The organism is Cellulomonas sp. P4_H12 (assembly GCF_056400905.1).
Map to the genome: position 1 here is coordinate 120,092 of NZ_JBFUKJ010000003.1, position 19,580 is coordinate 139,671.

21 protein-coding genes are annotated in these 19,580 nt (G+C 73.3%); 5 read left to right on the top strand and 16 right to left on the bottom strand.

The annotated features are described in order from the left end of the window. Positions 1 to 64: 64 nt before the first annotated feature. Positions 65 to 676, bottom strand: a complete 612-nt coding sequence (locus AC1DQC_RS03200; protein ID WP_477049789.1) for a nucleoside/nucleotide kinase family protein — start codon at positions 674 to 676, stop codon at positions 65 to 67. Next, the gene (locus AC1DQC_RS03205; RefSeq protein WP_477049790.1) at positions 673 to 2,136 is read right to left on the bottom strand and encodes an NAD(P)H-hydrate epimerase; all 1,464 of its coding nucleotides are present in this window, start codon (positions 2,134 to 2,136) and stop codon (positions 673 to 675) included. The genes AC1DQC_RS03200 and AC1DQC_RS03205 overlap by 4 nt, the downstream gene beginning before the upstream one ends. A 102-nt stretch (positions 2,137 to 2,238) precedes the next feature. On the opposite strand from AC1DQC_RS03205, the gene AC1DQC_RS03210 reads away from it, so the two are divergent. Then, the gene (locus AC1DQC_RS03210) at positions 2,239 to 3,225 is read left to right on the top strand and encodes an LLM class F420-dependent oxidoreductase (RefSeq protein WP_477049791.1); all 987 of its coding nucleotides are present in this window, start codon (positions 2,239 to 2,241) and stop codon (positions 3,223 to 3,225) included. A gap of 15 nt (positions 3,226 to 3,240) precedes the next feature. On the opposite strand, the gene AC1DQC_RS03215 is transcribed toward AC1DQC_RS03210, so the two are convergent. Together AC1DQC_RS03215 and glmS are read right to left on the bottom strand one after the other, a co-directional pair. After that, a complete protein-coding gene (locus AC1DQC_RS03215; protein ID WP_456826446.1) occupies positions 3,241 to 3,594 on the bottom strand; it encodes a holo-ACP synthase in 354 nt (117 codons plus the stop codon). 18 nt (positions 3,595 to 3,612) lie between these two features. Next, entirely contained in the window at positions 3,613 to 5,469 is a 1,857-nt protein-coding gene (gene glmS / locus AC1DQC_RS03220) for a glutamine--fructose-6-phosphate transaminase (isomerizing) (protein WP_477049792.1), read from the bottom strand. Positions 5,470 to 5,532: 63 nt separating this feature from the next. Between glmS and coaA the strand changes: the two genes are divergently transcribed. Then, entirely contained in the window at positions 5,533 to 6,483 is a 951-nt protein-coding gene (gene coaA / locus AC1DQC_RS03225; RefSeq protein WP_477049793.1) for a type I pantothenate kinase, read from the top strand. 3 nt (positions 6,484 to 6,486) lie between these two features. On the opposite strand, the gene AC1DQC_RS03230 is transcribed toward coaA, so the two are convergent. From AC1DQC_RS03230 to AC1DQC_RS03260, 7 genes are all read right to left on the bottom strand, one after another. Then, positions 6,487 to 7,083 carry a hypothetical protein gene (locus AC1DQC_RS03230; RefSeq protein WP_477049794.1) on the bottom strand — a complete coding sequence of 199 codons (597 nt, stop codon included), beginning with the start codon at positions 7,081 to 7,083 and terminating at the stop codon, positions 6,487 to 6,489. 137 nt (positions 7,084 to 7,220) lie between these two features. Continuing rightward, positions 7,221 to 7,919: a DedA family protein gene (locus AC1DQC_RS03235; protein WP_477049795.1), complete on the bottom strand. Its 699-nt coding sequence runs from the start codon at positions 7,917 to 7,919 to the stop codon at positions 7,221 to 7,223. A 164-nt stretch (positions 7,920 to 8,083) separates the two neighbouring features. Next, entirely contained in the window at positions 8,084 to 8,749 is a 666-nt protein-coding gene (locus AC1DQC_RS03240; RefSeq protein ID WP_477049796.1) for a peptide deformylase, read from the bottom strand. After that, entirely contained in the window at positions 8,749 to 10,098 is a 1,350-nt protein-coding gene (gene glmM, locus AC1DQC_RS03245) for a phosphoglucosamine mutase (protein ID WP_477049797.1), read from the bottom strand. The genes AC1DQC_RS03240 and glmM overlap by 1 nt, the downstream gene beginning before the upstream one ends. A 124-nt stretch (positions 10,099 to 10,222) precedes the next feature. Next, positions 10,223 to 10,711 (bottom strand): 30S ribosomal protein S9, encoded by a 489-nt coding sequence (rpsI, locus tag AC1DQC_RS03250; RefSeq protein ID WP_056088985.1) that lies wholly within the window; start codon positions 10,709 to 10,711, stop codon positions 10,223 to 10,225. 38 nt (positions 10,712 to 10,749) lie between these two features. Then, positions 10,750 to 11,199, bottom strand: coding sequence for a 50S ribosomal protein L13 (gene rplM, locus AC1DQC_RS03255; RefSeq protein ID WP_370504642.1), 450 nt, complete (start codon positions 11,197 to 11,199; stop codon positions 10,750 to 10,752). Positions 11,200 to 11,410: 211 nt separating this feature from the next. After that, positions 11,411 to 12,352 carry a LysR family transcriptional regulator ArgP gene (locus tag AC1DQC_RS03260; protein WP_477049798.1) on the bottom strand — a complete coding sequence of 314 codons (942 nt, stop codon included), beginning with the start codon at positions 12,350 to 12,352 and terminating at the stop codon, positions 11,411 to 11,413. Positions 12,353 to 12,423: 71 nt separating this feature from the next. Here AC1DQC_RS03260 and AC1DQC_RS03265 point away from each other — a divergent pair, with 71 nt between their 5' ends. Then, on the top strand, positions 12,424 to 13,020 hold the full coding sequence (locus AC1DQC_RS03265) for a LysE/ArgO family amino acid transporter (RefSeq protein ID WP_477049799.1): 597 nt from the start codon (positions 12,424 to 12,426) through the stop codon (positions 13,018 to 13,020). Here the strand turns inward: AC1DQC_RS03265 and AC1DQC_RS03270 are convergent. Further along, positions 13,017 to 14,699: an ABC-F family ATP-binding cassette domain-containing protein gene (locus AC1DQC_RS03270; RefSeq protein ID WP_477049800.1), complete on the bottom strand. Its 1,683-nt coding sequence runs from the start codon at positions 14,697 to 14,699 to the stop codon at positions 13,017 to 13,019. The two genes, AC1DQC_RS03265 and AC1DQC_RS03270, sit on opposite strands and share 4 nt — an antisense overlap. 67 nt (positions 14,700 to 14,766) lie before the next feature. Between AC1DQC_RS03270 and AC1DQC_RS03275 the strand changes: the two genes are divergently transcribed. Then, positions 14,767 to 15,204 carry a DUF5709 domain-containing protein gene (locus AC1DQC_RS03275; RefSeq protein ID WP_477049801.1) on the top strand — a complete coding sequence of 146 codons (438 nt, stop codon included), beginning with the start codon at positions 14,767 to 14,769 and terminating at the stop codon, positions 15,202 to 15,204. Positions 15,205 to 15,227: 23 nt separating this feature from the next. On the opposite strand, the gene truA is transcribed toward AC1DQC_RS03275, so the two are convergent. Further along, positions 15,228 to 16,133 carry a tRNA pseudouridine(38-40) synthase TruA gene (gene truA / locus AC1DQC_RS03280; RefSeq protein ID WP_477049802.1) on the bottom strand — a complete coding sequence of 302 codons (906 nt, stop codon included), beginning with the start codon at positions 16,131 to 16,133 and terminating at the stop codon, positions 15,228 to 15,230. 70 nt (positions 16,134 to 16,203) lie between these two features. On the opposite strand from truA, the gene AC1DQC_RS03285 reads away from it, so the two are divergent. After that, positions 16,204 to 16,971, top strand: a complete 768-nt coding sequence (locus tag AC1DQC_RS03285; RefSeq protein ID WP_477049803.1) for an ROK family protein — start codon at positions 16,204 to 16,206, stop codon at positions 16,969 to 16,971. A gap of 16 nt (positions 16,972 to 16,987) precedes the next feature. On the opposite strand, the gene AC1DQC_RS03290 is transcribed toward AC1DQC_RS03285, so the two are convergent. The 3 genes from AC1DQC_RS03290 to AC1DQC_RS03300 form a co-directional block, all read right to left on the bottom strand. After that, positions 16,988 to 17,710, bottom strand: coding sequence for an alpha/beta fold hydrolase (locus AC1DQC_RS03290; protein ID WP_477049804.1), 723 nt, complete (start codon positions 17,708 to 17,710; stop codon positions 16,988 to 16,990). 95 nt (positions 17,711 to 17,805) lie between these two features. Continuing rightward, positions 17,806 to 18,351: a 50S ribosomal protein L17 gene (gene rplQ / locus AC1DQC_RS03295; RefSeq protein ID WP_477049805.1), complete on the bottom strand. Its 546-nt coding sequence runs from the start codon at positions 18,349 to 18,351 to the stop codon at positions 17,806 to 17,808. A gap of 75 nt (positions 18,352 to 18,426) precedes the next feature. After that, positions 18,427 to 19,440, bottom strand: coding sequence for a DNA-directed RNA polymerase subunit alpha (locus AC1DQC_RS03300; protein ID WP_456844728.1), 1,014 nt, complete (start codon positions 19,438 to 19,440; stop codon positions 18,427 to 18,429). Between the last annotated feature and the right edge of the window lie 140 nt (positions 19,441 to 19,580).

Sequence of the window (19,580 nt, forward strand, 5' to 3'; positions counted from 1 at the left end):
GCCCAGTCTCGCACCGTCGGCGGTGCCGGCACGTCCGACGGCCGGCAGGGGGGCGGGTCGACCGTCAGGCGGGCGTCACGACGACGTCGGCCCGCACGGCGGTCGCCGCGACCAGCCGGGCGTTGCTCTCGTCGGGGCCGTGCGACCACGCCCGCGCGGCCTGTGGTGACTTGCCGAACGCCTCGTGCCGGGCCACCAACCGGTCCAGCCGGACGTCGTCGTCGAGGGCCAGGAACCAGGACTCGTCGAGCAGGCCCGCCACGGGACCGAAGCCGTGGTCGTCGAGGAGCAGGTAGTTCCCCTCCACCACGACGAGCGTGACCTCCGACGGCACGGCGATGGCCCCGGCGACGGCGTTGCGCAGGTCGCGGCGGTACTCGGGGGCGTAGACCGTGCGCCCGGGCGTCCGCAGACGTGCCAGCAGCGCGACGAGGCCGTCCGCGTCGAACGTGTCCGGCGCGCCCTTGCGGTCGGCGCGCCCGATCCGCTCGAGCTCCGTCTGCGCCAGGTGGAACCCGTCCATGGGCACGACGACGGCGCGGGGGCCGACGAGGGCGACCACCTCGGCGGCCACCGTGGACTTGCCGGCGCCGGGCGCGCCGGTGATGCCGAGCAGGCGGCGCGGGCCGCTCGCGAGCGCCTCGGCGCGCGCGACGAGGTCGGGCGGCAGGGTCATGCGCCCAGCAGCTCCGCGATCGTGCCGGGCAGGGCGTCGGCTACGTCGCGCGCGGCGACCGGGCCGCCGGGGTTCGCCCGGTGCGCGGCCCGCCCGTGCACCAGCGCGGCCACGGCCGCCAGCGCCGCGGCGAGCGACGGGTCCTCGTGGACCGCATCGACGCGGCCGGCCAGCAGGGCGCCCAGCAGCCCCGCGAGCACGTCGCCCGCGCCTGCCGTGGCCAGCCAGGCGGGTGCGTCGGCCTGCGCGTACGCCGCGCCCTGCGCCCCGGCGACGACCGTCACCTGGCCCTTGAGCAGCACCGTCGCCCCGGTGAGCTCGTGCGCGCGGCGCGCCCAGCGCAGGGGGTCCGCCTCGACGTCGCCCCGGTCGACGTGCTCGCCGCGCTGGCCCAGCAGCTTGGCGAGCTCTCCCGCGTGGGGCGTGAGGACGGCGTGCGGGCCGATGTGCGGCGGCAGGAGCTCGAGCGCGCCGGCGTCGACGACCGCGGCCTCGCCGCGCGAGAGCACGTGCTCGAACGCGTACTCGATGCGTCGCCGCTGCCCCGCGTCGTCGGGCGAGACCCCAGGACCGAACACCCAGGCCTGCACGCGCCCGTTGCCCACCACGACCTCCGGGTGCGCCGCGACGACGACGTCCCCCACGTCTCCCAGGTAGCGCACCATCCCCACGCCGGCCCGCACGGCGGAGCTCGTCGCCAGCACGGCCGCGCCCTGATAGGCGCGTGAGCCCGCGACCACGCCGACGACACCGCGCGTGTACTTGTGCGCGTCCGGGGCGGGCACCGGCCACAGGTCGAGGACGTCGGCGGGCTCCAGCCGGACCAGGGCCGGCGAGCCCCCGAGGTCGAGCCCGAGGTCGACCAGCTCGACGCGGCCCGCCGCGCGGGGCGCGAGCAGCGGACCCGGCTTGAGCGCCCCGAAGCTGACCGTGAGGTCGGCGTCGAGCACGGTGCCGTCCCGTCGGCCGTCGTCGACCCCGAGACCCGACGGCACGTCAACGGCGACGACGTACGGCCGACCGAGCGCCAGGAGCGCCCCGACCAGGGACCCGGCGCGCCCGCGCAGACCGGAGCCGTCGGCGCCGATGCCGAGGATCCCGTCGAGCACGACGTCCGCGCCGGCCGCGAGCGCCGCGGTCTCGTCGGTGCGCACGCGACCGCCGGCGGCCCGCAGCGCCGCCAGACCGCCCTCGTGCACGCGCTCCGACGTGAGGATCGCGTGCACCTCGACCCCGCGGCGCGCCAGCAGAGCGCCGGCGTACAGGGCGTCGCCGCCGTTGTTGCCCGACCCGGCCAGCACCACCACGCGGGCGCCCGCCACCCGGCCCCGCCGCTCCACCAGCGCGGCGGCCACGTGCACGTGCAGCGCGAACGCGGCCCGCTCCATCAGCGGCTGGCCGGCGGCCAGCAACGGCTGCTCGGCGGCACGCACCTGCGCGGAGGTCCAGGTCTGCAGCACGCCCCCATCCTGGCGCGTCCGCGGGGCACATGCCCACACCCGGGAACGGAACGATTCGAGCGCGCGCTGCGCCGCCGGTGCCGCGCAGGTAACGTGCCGACCATGCGCTTCGGACTCTTCATCCCTCAGGGCTGGCGGCAGGACCTCACCGGCATCGACCCCCGCGAGCACTGGCAGACCATGAGCGGCCTCGCCACGCACGCCGACGAGGGCGACGCCTACGAGTCGATCTGGGTGTACGACCACTTCCACGCGGTGCCGGAGCCCAACGGCGAGGCCACGCACGAGGCGTGGAGCCTCATGAACGCGTTCGCCGCCTCGACCAGCCGCGTGCGGCTGGGCCAGATGTGCACGTGCATGGCCTACCGGAACCCGGCCTACCTGGCCAAGGTCGCAGCCACGGCCGACATCATCTCGGGCGGCCGCGTCGAGATGGGCATCGGCGCCGGCTGGTATGAGCACGAGTGGCTCGCCTACGGCTACGGCTTCCCGTCCGCCGGGACGCGGATCGCGATGCTCGACGAGGGCGTGCAGATCTTCAAGCAGCTGTGGACCAACGGCACGGCGACGCTCGACGGCGCGCACTACCAGGTGGCGGGCGCGCAGCTGTCTCCGCTGCCCCTGCAGGTGGACGGTCCGCCGCTGTGGATCGCCGGCGGCGGCGAGAAGAAGACGCTGCGCATCGCCGCCGAGCACGCCGCGTACACCAACTTCGACGGCTCTCCGGAGGGCTTCGCGCACAAGTCGGAGATCCTGCGCGGCCACTGCGACGCCATCGGCCGCCCGTTCGAGGAGATCACGCGCTCGGCCAACTACAACGTGGTCATCGGCGCCACCGAGGCCGACGTGGACGACCGGATCGCGTGGATCGAGGAGCACTACAGCAACACGGTGCCCGCCAAGGCCGCCCAGGAGGCCGAGAACTTCCGCAACGGCCCGCTCGTCGGGACGCCCGAGCAGATCGTCGAGAAGCTCCAGGCCCTCGAGAAGCTCGGCATGACCTACGCGATCACGTACTTCGCCGAGGCCGCCTACGACCGGTCCGGCATCGAGCTCTTCGAGAACGAGGTCATCCCCGCCCTGCGCTGACGCCGCGGGCAGCGGTCAGTCGCGCTCGGCGATCACCACGGCCGACGCGATGCCCGCATCGTGCGAGATGGACAGGTGGAACCGGTCGACGCCGGCCGTCGCCGCTGCGGCGGCGACGGTGCCGACCACCTCCACGACGGGCTGAGCCCCCAGGACGCGACGCACCGTCGCGTCCTGCCAGCTCATGCCGCCGGGCGCGCCGAGCGCCTTGGCGATGGCCTCCTTGGCGGCGAACCGCGCCGCCAGCGAGGTCTCCGGCATCTCGCGCTCCTCGGGCGTGAACAGCCGCTCACGGAGCGCCGGCACCCGGTGGAGGGTCTCCACGAACCGCGCGACGTCGACGACGTCGATGCCCACCCCGACGATCACGCTCGGTTCACGCGCGGTTCACTCGACCGTGACGGACTTCGCGAGGTTGCGCGGCTGGTCCACGTCGAGGCCCTTCGCGGTGGCGAGCTCGCACGCGAACACCTGCAGCGGGACCACCGCGAGCAGCGGCGCGAGCAGCGTGAGCGACTGCGGGACGTAGAACACCTCGTCGGCGTACGGCAGCACGTCCTCGTCGCCGTCCTCGGCGATGACCAGCGTCCGGGCGCCGCGGGCGCGGATCTCCTGGATGTTCGAGACGACCTTCGAGTGCAGCGAGTCCCGCCCGCGCGGCGACGGGACGATGACGAACACCGGCTGCCCCTCGTCGATGAGGGCGATCGGCCCGTGCTTGAGCTCGCCCGCCGCGAAGCCCTCGGCGTGGATGTACGCGAGCTCCTTGAGCTTGAGCGCGCCCTCCATGGCCACGGGGAACCCGACGTGCCGCCCGAGGAACAGCACCGAGGTGGCGTCCACCATCGAGCGCGCCGTCTGCCGCACGCGGTCGGACCGGTCGAGCACCTGCTGGATCTTGTCCGGCATCGAGCGCAGCTCGGTGAGGATGGCGGCGACCTCGTCGGCGTACTTGTTGCCGCGCAGCTGGGCGAGGTAGAGCCCCAGCAGGTAGGCCGCCGTGATCTGCGCGAGGAACGCCTTGGTGGACGCGACCGCGATCTCGGGGCCGGCGTGCGTGTAGAGCACGGCGTCGGACTCGCGCGGGATGGTCGAGCCGTGGGTGTTCACCAGCGCGAGCACCTTGGCGCCCTGCTCGCGCGCGTGCCGCACGGCCATGAGCGTGTCCATGGTCTCGCCGGACTGCGACACCGCGACCACCAGGGTGCGCTCGTCCACCACCGGGTCGCGGTACCGGAACTCGTGCGCCAGCTCGACCTCGACCGGGATGCGGCACCAGTGCTCGATCGCGTACTTGGCCACGTGGCCGGCGTAGGCGGCGGTCCCGCACGCGACCACGACGATCTTGTCGACGGAGCGCAGCACGGACTCGTCGATGCGGACCTCGTCGAGCACGAGCCGGCCGCGGGAGTCGGTGCGGCCCAGCAGCGTGTCCGCGACGGCCTGCGGCTGGTCGTGGATCTCCTTGTCCATGAAGGAGGCGAAGCCGCCCTTCTCGGCGGCCGCGGCGTCCCAGTCGACCGTGTACCGACGGGCCTGCGCCGGCTGTCCGTCGAAGTCGGTCACCGCGACGGCGTCCGGCGTGATGGTCACCACCTGGTCCTGGCCCAGCTCGAGCGCCTCGCGCGTGTGCGAGATGAACGCCGCGACGTCGGACCCGAGGAAGTTCTCGCCCTCGCCGATCCCGACGACGAGCGGGGAGTCGTGCCGCGCACCGACCACCGTGTCCGGGGCGTCCTCGTGCACCGCCAGCAGCGTGAAGGTGCCGTGCAGCGTGCGCGCCACCGCGGTCATGGCCTGGGTGAGGTCGCCCGTGCCCTCGTACGCCCGCGCGATGAGCTGGGCGGCAACCTCGGTGTCGGTCTCGGACAGGAACACGACGCCGTCCGCCAGCAGCTCGGCCTTGAGGGCCGCGAAGTTCTCGACGATGCCGTTGTGGATCACCGCGAGCTTGCCCGCCACGTGGGGGTGGGCGTTGACGTCGGTGGGGCCGCCGTGGGTGGCCCAGCGGGTGTGACCGATCGCCGCCGTCGACTCCGGCAGCGGGCGCAGGTCGACCTCCTCGACCAGGTTGGCCAGCTTGCCGGCCTTCTTGGCGGTGGCCAGCCGGCCGTCCGGGCTGACGAGCGCGACGCCGGCCGAGTCGTAGCCGCGGTACTCCAGACGGCGGAGGCCCTCCAGCACGACGTCGAGGGGGCGGTCGCTGGCTACCTGGCTACCGACGTAACCGACGATTCCACACATGGCCGTGAGTCTACCGGGGCGCCCGGACGGTCCCGGCGCCGGACCTCGGGCACAATCGACCCCGTGCCACCGTCGCTCACCCCGGCCACGCCCTACGTCGACCTGGACCGCGACGCCTGGACGCGGCTCTCCGCCTCCACGCCGCTCCCCCTCACCGACGCGGACGTCGAACGCCTCGCCGGCCTGGGCGACCCCATCGACCTGGCTGAGGTCGACGCCATCTACCGGCCGATCTCCCGGCTGCTGGACCTGCACATCGAGGCGACCCGGGGGCTGCACGCCGCCTCGAGCACGTTCCTGCGCGAGGACGTCGGGGGCACCCCGTTCGTCATCGGCGTGGCCGGCTCCGTGGCTGTCGGCAAGTCGACCACCGCACGACTGCTGCGCGAGCTGCTCGCCCGGTGGCCCGCGACCCCCCGCGTCCAGCTGGTCACCACGGACGGCTTCCTCTACCCGAACGCCGAGCTGGAGCGCCGCGGGCTGATGGAGCGCAAGGGCTTCCCGGAGTCGTACGACCGTCGCGCCCTGCTGCGGTTCGTCTCGAAGGTGAAGGCCGGCCGCCCGGAGGTCCGCGTGCCGGTGTACGACCACCTGACCTACGACATCCTCCCGGGCCGCGAGATCGTCGTGAACCGCCCCGACGTGCTCATCGTCGAGGGCCTGAACGTGCTGCAGCCCGCGCGACCCACGGCCGAGGGCACGTCGAACCTCGCCGTCAGCGACTTCTTCGACTTCTCGATCTACGTCGACGCGCGGACCAGCGACGTCCGGCGCTGGTACGTGGATCGCTTCCTGGCCCTCCGGCAGACCGCGTTCGCGCGCCCCGAGTCGTACTTCCACCGGTACGCGGCCCTCACCGACGACGAGGCGGTCGAGCGCGCGGAGCGGATCTGGGACTCGATCAACGAGCCCAACCTCGTGCAGAACATCCTGCCGACCCGCAGCCGCGCCACCCTCGTGCTGACCAAGGGCCGCGACCACGCCGTCGAGCGCGTCCGGCTGCGCAAGCTGTAGGGCTCAGCGGCCGGGGACCTCGTCCGCGGGCTGCACCAGGCGCACCGGGTACTGCTCGCTGTCGGTCTCCTGGAGCACGTCGAGCGCCTCCGTCACCGAATTCTGCGGCGCGCCGCACCGGTCGGTGGGCCAGGCCGGCCGGATCGCGCGGCCCAGGACGTCGACCAGCCACAGCGCAGGCGGGACCACCGACGTGGTGCTGCACGTGCCGCCCCTGGCCGCCGACGGCCGGCGCAGCGCACCGACGAGCGCGTCGAGGTTCCCCTCGCGCCGGCTCGCCGTCACCGCGGTCCAGGTGCCGGACGAGTCGTGCAGCGTCCCTCCCGGCAGGCAGACGACGACGCTGACGGGGTGGAAGTCGTCGGGCACGCGGCCGACCTCGGGGGCGTCGGGGCGGGGCGTGCCGTCGGCGGCCGGCTCGTCGACCGGCGCGAGCTCGAGGGCGGCGARCACCTGCGCCGACAGGCAGTCCGCCGTCGCGGCGACCACGGCCGTGGGCGCCGCGTCCTGCGCCGGCTCAGGCGCGCCGCACGCGGCGAGGCCCAGCACCAGTGCTGCGGACAGCGCGAGGCCGACGGCCCACCGCGCACGCTCGCCCATCTCGCCCCCTGTCTGCTCGGCCCATGCCGAGAGACACCCCCGGGGGTGTGGACAGGCACGGGAGCGCCGACCGCGACGTCGACACAGTCAGAGAGTAAGCACAGTCATGGGGCAATTGACCGGGTGATGCCGGATCGTTAGGCAGCGGGGTCGGATCGTGAGCGTCTTGTGACCGGGGGGACCGTCTCGGGCTCGGGCGCGTCCACCGCCACGGTCGTCGCGGGCGCCGGTCCCGCCTGCTCGACGCCACGGTGACGGGTCAGGTGGCGCAGGACCCAGTCGATGGCCAGACCGATCGCCAGACCACCGATCACGCCCACGCCCACCGCGACCAGCGTGTGGTCGTGGAGCCAGGCGCCGGCGCCGATGCCGATGACGGCCGAGTAGCAGGCCCACGTCACCGCGGCGATGCCCGTCAGCCCCATGAACCGGCGGCGGCTGTACCCGACGGCTCCGGCCGTCATGTTGACGGCCACCCGCCCGATCGGGATGTAGCGCGCCGCGATGATGAAGGCTGCGCCGCGGTTCGCGAGCGCGTTCTCCGCCCAGTCGACGGCGGCCTGCCCCCGCGGCGATCGCAGCACCCGCAGCTCGCGCACCTTGACCTTGGTGCCGATCTGGTACGCGATCTGGTCGCCGGTCCACGCTCCCGCGGCGGCGACGAGCATGATCAGGGCGAGGTTGGGCGACCCCGTGGACATCGCGACGGCCGACAGGGCGATGACGATGGACTCGCTGGGGATCGGCGGGAAGAAGCCGTCGATCATGGCGAACAGGTAGAGCACCAGGAAGATCCACGGCGATCCGACGAGGGCGAGCGCCCACTCCTCGATCACGGTGACATCCTCCTGCGTCGCGCACCGCGAGCGAGTGCCCCGATGTCGTAGCTCCACGGTAAGACGGCCCGGGGGCCGGATGACATAGGGGTGACCCCCGGTTCATCCCTGGTGCAGCCCCGAATCATCCCAGGGTCGGACCCGTAGTCCGACCACCGTCGCGCTCAGGGCAGAGAGAATCCGAGCGCGCGGGAGGCGGCGGCCGGGCTCGGCTCGGCGGCCCAGCGCGCGCCGAACTCGTCGGAGGCCGCCAGCGAGCGGAGCTCGGCGCGATCGAGATAGAGGGTGCCGCCCAGGTGGTCGACCTCGTGCTGGACGATCCGCGCCGACCAGCCGCTGACGATCTCGTCGACGGCCTCGCCACGCTCGTCGTGCGCGACCAGGTGCACCTGCCGCGCACGGGCGACCACGGCCTGGTAGCCGACGACGCTGAGGCACCCCTCGTAGAACGCGGCGAGCTCGTCGCCCACCGCCGTGTACCGCGGATTCACGAGCACCCGGTACGGCAGCGGCTCGCGCTCGCGGATCTCGGCGTGCTCGTCCGAGACGGTGCCCGGGTCCTCGAGCACGGCGAGCGCCAGGGGCAGGCCCAGCTGCGGCGCGGCCAGGCCGACGCCCGGCGCGGCGCGCATCGTCCGGTGCATGACCTCGAGCAGCGCGGTGAGCTCGTCGTCGGAGAGCTGGGCGTCGTAGGGCGTCGCGACCGCGCGCAAGGCGGGGTGGCCTGCCTGGACGATCGACGCGAGGCCCTCGGGCGACCGGCTCCCCGCCTCGATGACCCAGAGCGCGACGTCCCGGAGCGCCTGTTCCCACTGCGGCCCGGACGGCACTAGAGCGCCAGCCGCTGCTGGACCACGCCGGCCAGCTCGTTCGCGACCCGGTCCGCCTCGGACTGCGTGCCCGCCTCGACCATGACCCGGACGAGGTCCTCGGTCCCGGACGACCGCAGCAGCACCCGCCCGGTGTCACCGAGGCCGGCCTCCGCCGCGCGGACCGCGTCCAGCAGCGGGCGGTCGGTGTCGGCGCGACGCTTGTCGACGCCCGGCACGTTGACGAGGATCTGCGGGAGGCGGCGGACCACGCTGGCCAGCTCGGCGATCGAGGTGCCGGTCGAGGCGACCCGCGCAGCGAGCTGGAGCGCGGTCAGCACCCCGTCGCCGGTGGTCGCGTGCGCCGCCATGATGATGTGCCCGGACTGCTCGCCGCCGAGCGAGTACCCGCCCGCGCGCATCGCCTCGAGCACGTACCGGTCGCCGACCGCGGTGTCGATCGTCGCGATGCCGGCCTCGCGCATCGCGATCTTCAGGCCCAGGTTGCTCATCACGGTGGTGACGAGGGTGTCGTCCACCAGGGACCCGCGGTCTCGCATCGCGAGCGCGAGGATGCCCATGATCTGGTCGCCGTCCACCAGCACGCCGGCCGCGTCGACCGCCAGGCAGCGGTCCGCGTCGCCGTCGAACGCGACACCGAGGTCGGCGCCCGAGGCCACGACGGCAGCCTGCAGCTGCTCGGGGTGCGTGGAACCGCACAGCTCGTTGATGTTCCGGCCGTCGGGCGAGGCGTTGATGACCACCACGTCGGCGCCGGCGGCGCGCAGCGCCGCGGGACCCACGTCGCTGGCCGCGCCGTTCGCGCAGTCCACCGCGATCCGCAGACCGGTCAGCGGGACGTCGATGGTGCCGACGAGGTGCTCGACGTACTGCTCACCCGCGCGCCCGGTGTCGACCCGGATCCGGCCGACGTCGCCGCCGAGCGGTCGCTCCCAGCTCTCCCCCATGCGCGCCTCGATGGCGGCCTCGAGCTCGTCGTCGAGCTTGTGCCCGCCGCGGGCGAGGAACTTGATGCCGTTGTCGGGCATCGGGTTGTGCGACGCCGAGAGCACGACGCCGATGTCGACGCCCAGCTCGGCGGTGAGGAACGCGACCGCCGGCGTCGGCAGCACGCCGACGTTGTTGACGTCCACGCCCGCGGAGGCCAGTCCCGCCGAGACGGCCGCCGCGAGGAACTCGCCGGACGCCCGTGAGTCGCGGCCCACGATCGCGCGCGGGCGGTGCCCCTCGAACTGCCCGAGCGAGCCGAGCACGTGCGCCGCCGCGACCGACAGGTCGAGCGCGAGCTCAGCGGTGACGTCCCGGTTGGCGAGGCCACGCACGCCGTCGGTACCGAACAGTCGGCCCATGGTCAGACTCCTTCGTCGTGAGGCTCCCCGCAGGCGCCTCGCACATCCTTGCCGATGGTCGCAGACATGCCGATGGCCCCGCTGGTCGTGAGACCTGCGGGGCCATCGGGCCGAAGCGAGTGGATCAGCGCTTCGAGTACTGCGGAGCCTTGCGGGCCTTCTTGAGACCGGCCTTCTTGCGCTCCACGACGCGGGCGTCGCGGGTCAGGAAGCCGGCCTTCTTCAGGGCCGGGCGGTTGTGCTCCTCGTCGATGGCGTTCAGCGCACGGGCGATGCCCAGGCGCAGCGCGCCGGCCTGGCCGCTCACGCCACCACCGGTGATGCGGGCGACGACGTCGAAGCGACCCTCGACGTCGACCAGCTTGAACGGGGAGTTCACGAGCTGCTGGTGCACCTTGTTCGGGAAGTAGTCCTCGAGCGTGCGCCCGTTGACCTTCCACTGACCGGTGCCGGGGACCAGGCGCACGCGCGCGATGGCCTCCTTGCGACGGCCGAGCGCGTTCGCCGGTGCCGTGATGCTCTGACCGCGGCCCGTGGGGGCAGCCGTCTCGGAGGTGTAGCTGGTGGGGGTGTCATCGCCCTCGAGGTCGATGTCGACCGTGGTCTCTGCCACTGGTGTCCTCGCGTCCTTGTTCTCTGTACTCAGCCGGCTCACGCCTGCTGAGAGACCTGGGTGATCTCGAAGGGCTTCGGCTGCTGCGCCGCGTGCGGGTGCTCCGCACCGGCGTAGACCTTGAGCTTGGTGAGCTGCTGACGCGCGAGCGAGCTCTTGGGGAGCATGCCGCGGACAGCCTTCTCGATCGCGCGCTCGGGGTGCTTCTCCAGGAGGTCGGAGTAGGCCACGGCGCGGAGGCCACCCGGGTAACCCGAGTGACGGTACGCGAGCTTGTTCTCGCGCTTGTTGCCGGTCAGTGCGATCTTCTCCGCGTTGATGACGATGACGAAGTCACCGCCGTCGACGTGAGGAGCAAAAGTCGCCTTGTGCTTGCCGCGCAGCAACGTGGCCACATGTGTGGCCAGGCGGCCCAGGACGACATCGGTCGCGTCGATGACGTACCAGTTCCGCTCGACGTCGCCGGGCTTCGGGGTGTACGTGCGCACGGTCGTCAGCCTTCGTTTCGTTGCGAGTCTTGTCGCGGCGAGACCACGCAGGGTGCGGGTCCGCCGATGAATGCTTCGTCGGCATCCGGGCGGCGAGCGGGAACGCACCAGCCCTGCCGTTCTGGCTCGGTGCTGAGTACACCGGCGCTCGAACGGGGACGCACAACGACACACCAGGGTAGCCGCCGCCCCGGCGGAGGGTCAAAACGCGTCAGGCCGACCCGGGCGGACCGTGCCTGCGGACGGGCCGCAGGGCCGCCGAGGCAGCTCGGACCACCCGCTCCGTGAGGTCGTCGAGCGTCGGGGTGCGCAGGGCCCAGTGCTGCCAGTACAGGGGGACGTCGAGGTGCTTGCCGGCTCGGACCTCGACGAGCGCACCCGCGGCGATGCGCTCCGTCGCGGCGACCTCGGGCACCATCCCCCAGCCGAGCCCCGCCTCGACCAGCCCGACGAACGCCGACTGCGACGGCACGAAGTGCACGAGCGGGGTCACCGTGCGGCGGCCGACCACGGAGGCCACGAAGCGCTCCTGCAGCCCGTCCTCCCGGTTGAACGCCAGGAGCGGTGCGGCCGCGAACGCCTCGGCCCCCAGCCCGTCGGCGAACCAGCGGTCCCGCTGGTCGGGCGCCGCGACCGCGAGGTAGCGCATGGCCCCGAGCCGACGGACCCGACACCCCTGCACCGCGCGCGGGTCGGCCGTGACCGCCGCCATCACCGTGCCGTCCCGCAGCAGGTCAGCGGACAGTTCCTGGTCCTCGCGGCGCAGGTCCAGCAGGACGTCCGTCGGCAGGTCGGCCACTGCAGCGGGGAACCACGTCGACATCGAGTCGTCGTTCACGGCCACCGGCAGGCGCCGCGCCGGGGCCGACGACCGCGCACCCCGTGCACCGCCCGGCGCCGGCACCAGCTGACCGAGCGCGTCCCTCCCGAGCAGCTCCACCTGACCCGCCAGCCGGACCAGCACCTCGCCGTCGGGGGTGGGTCGGCACGGGCGCGTCCGGAGCACCAGCACCCGCCCGACCTGCTGCTCGAGCGCCTTGATCCGCTGGCTGACCGCTGACGGCGTCACGTGCAACCGGGCCGCGGCCGCGTCGAAGCTGCCCTCGTGCACCACGGCGGCGAGGGCGCTGAGCTGGTCCGCATCGAACGCCATATGAATGATCCTAATGGTTCATCAGGATCGTGAACTGGTCTTCATGAGCACGGGCGCCTACCGTCGACGCCGTGCCCGCTGTCGCCCTCTCGGGCTTCCTCACCGCCCTGTCCCTCATCGTCGCCATCGGCGCGCAGAACGCCTTCGTCCTGCGCCAGGGCATCCGGCGCGAGCACGTGCTGCCGGTCGTGGCGATCTGCGCCGCGGCGGACGCGCTGCTCGTCGCGGCGGGCATCGCGGGCCTCGGCGCCCTCGTCACGTCCCACCCGGCCGTCCTCACGGTGACGCGGTACGCCGGGGCCGCGTTCCTGCTGGTGCTCGCGGTCGGCGCCGCCCTGCGCGCGCGGCACCCCGCCCGGCTCGATCCCGCCGCCGAGGGTCCGGCCGCCCTGGGCGCGGTCCTGTCGACCTGCCTCGCCCTCACGTTCCTCAACCCGCACGTCTACCTGGACACCGTCGTGCTGCTCGGCTCCCTCGCACACCAGCACGACCCGGGCGCCTGGGTGTTCGGCGCCGGTGCCGTGACCGCGAGCGTCGTGTGGTTCGCCGCGCTCGGGTTCGGGGCGGCCTACCTGCGGCCGGTGTTCGCCCGGCCCCGGGCCTGGCAGGTGCTCGACCTCGTGATCGCGGTGGTCATGGCGACCCTGGCCGTCGCGCTCGTGGTCTAGCGGACCCGGTCCACGCGCGCCGCGTCCCACACGGGCTCGGGCGTCTCGACGACCTCGCCGTCCGCCCCGAACACGAGGTACCGGTCGAACGTCCGCGTGAACCAGCGGTCGTGGGTCACCGCGAGGACCGTGCCCTCGAAGGCGGCCAGGCCCGTCTCGAGCGCCTCGGCGGAGTGCAGGTCGAGGTTGTCGGTCGGCTCGTCGAGCAGCAGCAGGGTCGCTCCCCCGAGCTCGAGCAGCAGGATCTGCAGGCGCGCCTGCTGGCCGCCCGACAGCGTCTCGTACCGCTGCTCGGCAGCCCCGACGAGCTCGTACCGGTCGAGCGCCTTGCTCGCCTGCTCGCGGCCGAGGCCCGAGCGGTGCCCCTCGCCGCGGTGCAGGATCTCGAGCAGCGTGCGGCCGACGAGCTCCGGGTGCCCGTGGTTCTGCGCGAACCAGCCCGGTCGCACGCGCGGCCCGAGCACGACCCGGCCGGTGTGCCTCACCGGCGCCACCGGCAGGTCGTCGGCGGGCGCGTGCTCCGGGCCCGGGTCGCTGCCGCCGGCCGCCAGCAGCCGCAGGAAGTGCGACTTGCCCGACCCGTTGGAGCCGAGCACCGCCACGCGCTCCCCGAACCAGACCTCCAGGTCGAACGCCTTCATCAGCCCCGTGAGCTCGAGACCCGTCGCGACGACCGCGCGCTTCGCGGTCCGGCCGCCCCGCAGGCGCACCCGCACGTTCTGCTCGCGGGCGAGGAGCGTGGGCGGACCCGCCTCCTCGAACTTGCGCAGCCGCGTCTGCGCCGCGGAGTACCGCGACGCCAGGCCGTCGTTGAACGCCGCCTTCGTCTTGAGCGTCAGCACGAGCTCCTTGAGCTTCGCGTGCTCCTCCTCCCACCGCCGCAGCAGCTCCTCGAGCCGCGAGCGCCGGTCCTCGCGCGCCTGGTGATAGGTGGCGAAGCCCCCGCCGTGCACCCAGACCGCCGCACCCATGACGCCCGGCTCGAGGGTCGCCACCTGCGTGGCCACGCGCGCGAGCATCTCGCGGTCGTGGCTCACGAAGAGCACCGTCTTGTTCGACGCCCGCAGCTTGTCCTCGAGCCAGCGCTTCGTCGGCACGTCCAGTGCGTTGTCCGGCTCGTCGAGCAGGAGCACCTCGTCCGGCCCGCGCAGCAGCGCCTCGAGCACCAGCCGCTTCTGCTCGCCGCCGGACAGCGTCCGCACCTCCCGGTGCTGCGCCTGCTCGAAGGGGATCGACAGCACCGCGTCGGTGACCCGGTCCCAGCCCGCCTCGGCCTCGTAGCCACCCACGTCCGCCCAGTCGACGAGCGCCTGCGCGTACCGCATCTGCGCGGGCTCGTCGTCGACCTCCATGATGCCCAGCTCCGCCGCAGCGAGCTCGACGGCCGCGTCCCGGACGGCGGGCGCGGCCAGCGACGCCAGGAGGTCGCGGATCGAGCGGTCGTCGTCGATCCGTCCGATGTCCTGCCGCATGATCCCCAGCCCGCCGCTGCGTCCGACCGAGCCCGAGTGCGGCTGCTCGTCGCCGGCGACGATCCGCAGCAGCGTCGTCTTCCCCGCACCGTTGGGGCCCACCAGCGCCACGCGCGCGCCGTCGGCCACGCGGAACGTGATGTCGTCGAGGAGCGGACGCCCGTCGGAGAGCACGTAGCCGATGCCGCCGATGTCGAGATGACCCATGCACCCAGTGTCCCCGGTCGGGCGCCACCCTTTGCATCAGGGGGCCCGCGGTGCGAGGGTCGGTGCCATGAGCGACACACCTGCCACCAGCACCGACCCCGAGCTGGGCGCCGAGGGCGACACGGACCAGCTCACGTCCGACGACACGCTGCTCGACCGGGGACTCGACGACGCGCTGGACGAGGGCTACTCCGTGCCCGAGCGCCCGCGGCCGAACCACTACGGCGAGACGCCGTGGGAGGAGGCGCACCGCGAGACGATCGACCAGCGCATCGGCCAGGAGGAGCCCGAGGTCTGGGAGTCGCGGCCGCGGCCCGAGCGCGAGGAGTACCGCGCGGGACGTCTGATCGAAGACGACGACGCGGTCGAGGCCGGCGGGACCGACGGCTTCGCGATCGACGCCGGCATCTCGGGCGGCGCCGCCAGCGCCGAGGAGGCCGCGGTGCACCTCATCGAGGAGGAGTACGTCGACGACCGCCGCTACCGCGACGACGTCGAGGACTGACCTGGCGCCGATCGGATTGACCGTCAGCCGCAGCAGCCGCCACCCGCGTGCTGCAGGTCCTCGGCCGCCCGGCGGGCGCGCGTCTGCGCCGCCCGTGCCGCCAGCTGATCGTCCGACGGGTAGCCCACCTCCTCGAGCGTGAGGCCGCGCGCCGCGACGACGTGCACGCCGGCATCCCGACGACGGCGCGCCAGGAGCTCGGCCGGCCACCCCGGGCCGCTGCGGCCCTCGCCCACGGCCAGGCTGGCGCCGACCAGCGAACGCACCATCGAGTGGCAGAACGCGTCGGCCTGGACGGTGGCGACGACGAGGCCCGCGTCGGGACCGTCGGCGGGCCGTGACCACGCGAACGCCTCCAGCGTGCGGATCGTCGTCGCCCCCTCCCGCGGCTTGCAGTACGACGCGAAGTCGTGCCGACCGACCAGCGGGCGTGCGGCGGCCGCCATCGCGTCGACGTCCAGCGCACGCCGGTGCCACAGCACGTGCGCCCGGGACAGCGGGTCGCGCCGTGCGGCGTCGTCGCAGATCCGGTACGTGTACCGACGGCGCAGGGCGGAGAACCGCGCGTCGAACCCGTCGGGCGCCCGCGTGAGGGCGTGCAGCACGAGGTCGGTCGGCAGGACGCCGCCCAGGCGCCCGAGGAGCGCCTCCTCGACGGGTCGGTCGGTCCGGCCGCGCGAGGCCGCGAGGAGCCCGGCGGGGATGTCGACGTGGGCTACCTGGCCGCGGGCGTGCACGCCCGAGTCGGTCCGCCCTGCCACGGTGACCCGCGGCGGCCCGTCGGTGCGCAGCACGGTCGCGAGGGCGGCCTCGAGCACCCCCTGGACGGTGCGCAGGCCCGGCTGGAGGGCCCAGCCCGCGAAGTCGGTGCCGTCGTAGGCCAGGTCGAGCCGCAGGCGGACTGCGGGCTCGTGGTCGCTCTCGCTCACGGGGGAACACGGTAGTCGGGCCGCGGGCCCTTCCTGGTCGCCGGGTGGAGCGCGTGGCTACCGTGGGCCCGTGCCCAGCGCCGGTTCGGACCCGTTCACGCTCGCCGTCGACTGCGGCGGGGGTGGCATCAAGGCCTCGGTGCTCGATGCCGCCGGCACGCTGCACGCTCCCGCGGTCCGGGTGCCGACGCCCTACCCGCTCCCCCCGGAGCGGTTGGTCGCCACGATCGCCGACATCGCCGCAGGCCTCCCACCCGCGGACCGCGCGACCGTGGGCATGCCGGGGATGCTCCGCCACGGCGTCGTCGTCGCGACCCCGCACTACGTCACCCGGGCGGGGCCGCGCACGGCCATCGACCCCGACCTCGTCGCCGCCTGGTCGGGCTGCGACATCCGGGCGGCGGTCGAGGCTCGCCTGGGCATGCCGACGCTCGTGCTCAACGACGCCGAGGTGCACGGCGCCGGCGTCATCTCCGGGACGGGCATCGAGCTGGTGCTCACGCTGGGCACCGGGCTGGGCACCGCCCTATTCGACGGCGGGGTGCTGGCCCCGCACCTCGAGCTCTCCCACGCGCCCGTGCGCTGGGGCACCACCTACGACGCGTACATCGGCCAGGTGGAGCGGGCGAGGCTCGGCGACGGGCTCTGGTCGCGACGGGTCCGGCGCGTGGTGGAGGGTTTCCGGCCGGTGTTCGTGTGGGACCGGCTCTACCTCGGCGGCGGGAACGCCCGGCAGGTCACCGCGACCACGCTCGCCCGGCTCGGCGACGACGTCGTCGTGGTGCCGAACCAGGCGGGCATCGTCGGGGGCGTCCGGGCGTGGTCGCTGGGCGTCTGAGCTGAGCGCGCCTGCCCTACGGAGCCGAGACCCGGGCGTCGACCTCGTCCACCGCTTCCAGCAGGACGCGCGTGAACCGCGCCGGCTGCACCAGGCTGACCAGGTGCGTCGCGCGCGGGACCACGACGAGGCGGCCGTCGCGGCACGCGGCCAGGAAACGGCGCTCCTCGCCGCGGAAGTGGTCGAACGCCCCGTTGACCAGCCAGACCGGCGCCTCGATCCGCGCCAGGTCCGCCACGGGGGTCGCCAGCGTCATCTCCCGCAGGACCTCGTTCGTCGCGTCCAGCGCGAAGCCGCCGGCGCCGACGTCGAGGGCGCCCTGCGGCGGCAGCGCGAGGTCGACGAAGAACTGGTTGAGCCGCGCACCACGGTCGGGCAGCCGCGCGATGCCGTGCGCCCCGACGGACCAGCCCGTCAGCAGCGCGCGGTGCGGCTGGGTCGAGCAGGACGCCGCGAGCACGCCGGCCACCTGACCGGGGACGCGTGCGGCATGGCGGATCGCGACGTAGCCACCGAGCGAGAGACCGACGACGAACGCCTCCCCGCCCACGCCCTCGATGGCCTCCGAGACGGTGTCGACGGCGGCGTCCAGCGTGAACGGCTCCCCCAGCCGGGCGCCGTGCCCGGGCAGGTCCACCGCCACCGCGCGCCGACCCACGCGCTCCAGCGCCTCGAGCTGCGCCCGCCACATCGTGCGGGACGTCCGCAGCCCGTGCACCAGGACGACCGGCAGGCTCATGCGTCCGACTCTAGGCGCGGGCAGGACGACCCGCGCCGGGATGCGACGAGGCCCGGGACCAGTCGGTCCCGGGCCTCGTCGGTGGAGCTGTCAGGTCACGCCTTGTCGGCGTCGCCCTCGGTCTCGACGGGCGCGTCCTCGACGGGCGCGTCCTCGACGACGGCGTCCTCCACGGGAGCGTCCTCGACCGGCTTGTCCTCGACCTTGTCGGCCTTCTTCGCCTTGGGCGCAGCCTTCGAGGCGGCCTTGGTGGCCTCCTTCACGACGGCCTGCTTCGGCGAGAGCGGCTCGAGCACGAGCTCGATGACGGCCATCGGGGCGTTGTCGCCCTTGCGGGGGCCGATCTTGGTGATGCGCGTGTAGCCACCCTGACGCTCGGCGACGGCCGGAGCGATCTCGGTGAACAGCACGTGGACGACGGACTTGTCCTTGACGACGGTCATCACGCGGCGGCGGGCGTGCAGGTCACCACGCTTGGCGAACGTGATCAGGCGCTCGGCGAGCGGACGCAGGCGCTTGGCCTTCGTCTCGGTCGTCGTGATGCGCTTGTGCTCGAACAGCTGCGTCGCGAGGTTCGCGAGGATCAGCCGCTCGTGCGCCGGTCCGCCACCGAGCCGGGGACCCTTGGTGGGCGTAGGCATGGTTTTTACTCCTTGAGTTCCAGTGATGGGCTGCTAGACGGGCCGCCGTGCGGCGGCCCGTCTACTTCCCCGGCGTCAGTACTGCTCGTCCTCGACGAAGTCGCCCTCGTCGTCGCCGTAGTAGGCGCCAGCGGCGGACGGGTCGAAGTCGAGCGGGCTGTCCTTGAGCGTCAGGCCCAGCTCGGCAAGCTTCTCCTTGACCTCGGTGATGGACTTCGCACCAAAGTTGCGGATGTCCAGGAGGTCGGCCTCGGAGCGTGCGACGAGCTCACCCACGGAGTGGATGCCCTCACGCTTGAGGCAGTTGTAGGAGCGGATCGTGAGCTGCAGGTCCTCGATCGGCAGAGCGAGGTCCGCGGCGAGCGCGGCGTCGGTCGGCGACGGGCCGATCTCGATGCCCTCGGCCTCGACGTTGAGCTCACGGGCCAGCCCGAAGAGCTCGACCAGCGTCTTGCCGGCGGAGGCCAGCGCGTCACGCGGGCCGATCGCCGACTTGGTCTCGACGTCGACGACGAGCTTGTCGAAGTCCGTGCGCTGCTCGACACGCGTTGCCTCGACCTTGTAGGTCACCTTGAGGACCGGCGAGTAGATCGAGTCGACCGGGATGCGGCCGATCTCGGCGTCGAACGACTTGTTCTGGTTCGCGGACACGTACCCGCGCCCACGCTCGACGGTCAGCTCGATCTCGAGCTTGCCCTTGTCGTTCAGCGTGGCCAGGTGCAGGTCGGGGTTGTGCACCTCGACGCCCGCGGGCGGCACGATGTCCGCGGCGCTGACCTCACCGGCACCCTGCTTACGCAGGTACATCACGACCGGCTCGTCGTTCTCCGAGGAGACGACCAGCTGCTTGATGTTGAGGATGATCTCGGTGACGTCCTCCTTGACGCCCGGCACGGTGGAGAACTCGTGCAGCACGCCGTCGATCCGGATGGACGTGACGGCGGCACCGGGGATGGAGGACAGCAGCGTCCGGCGGAGCGAGTTGCCGAGCGTGTAGCCGAAGCCCGGCTCCAGCGGCTCGATGGAGAACCGCGAGCGGTTCTCCGAGATGACCTCTTCGGTCAGGGTGGGGCGCTGTGCAATCAGCACGGTGTGTTTCCTCTCAGCGGGCGTCCGCCATATGACGCTGCGCAGTACTGCGGGCCGGCCTGGTCTCGGTCTACCTGGTCGGCATCAAGTCCTGTCCGGGCCGGTGCGCGCCTCGCGACGACGCACCGACCCGGGTCAGC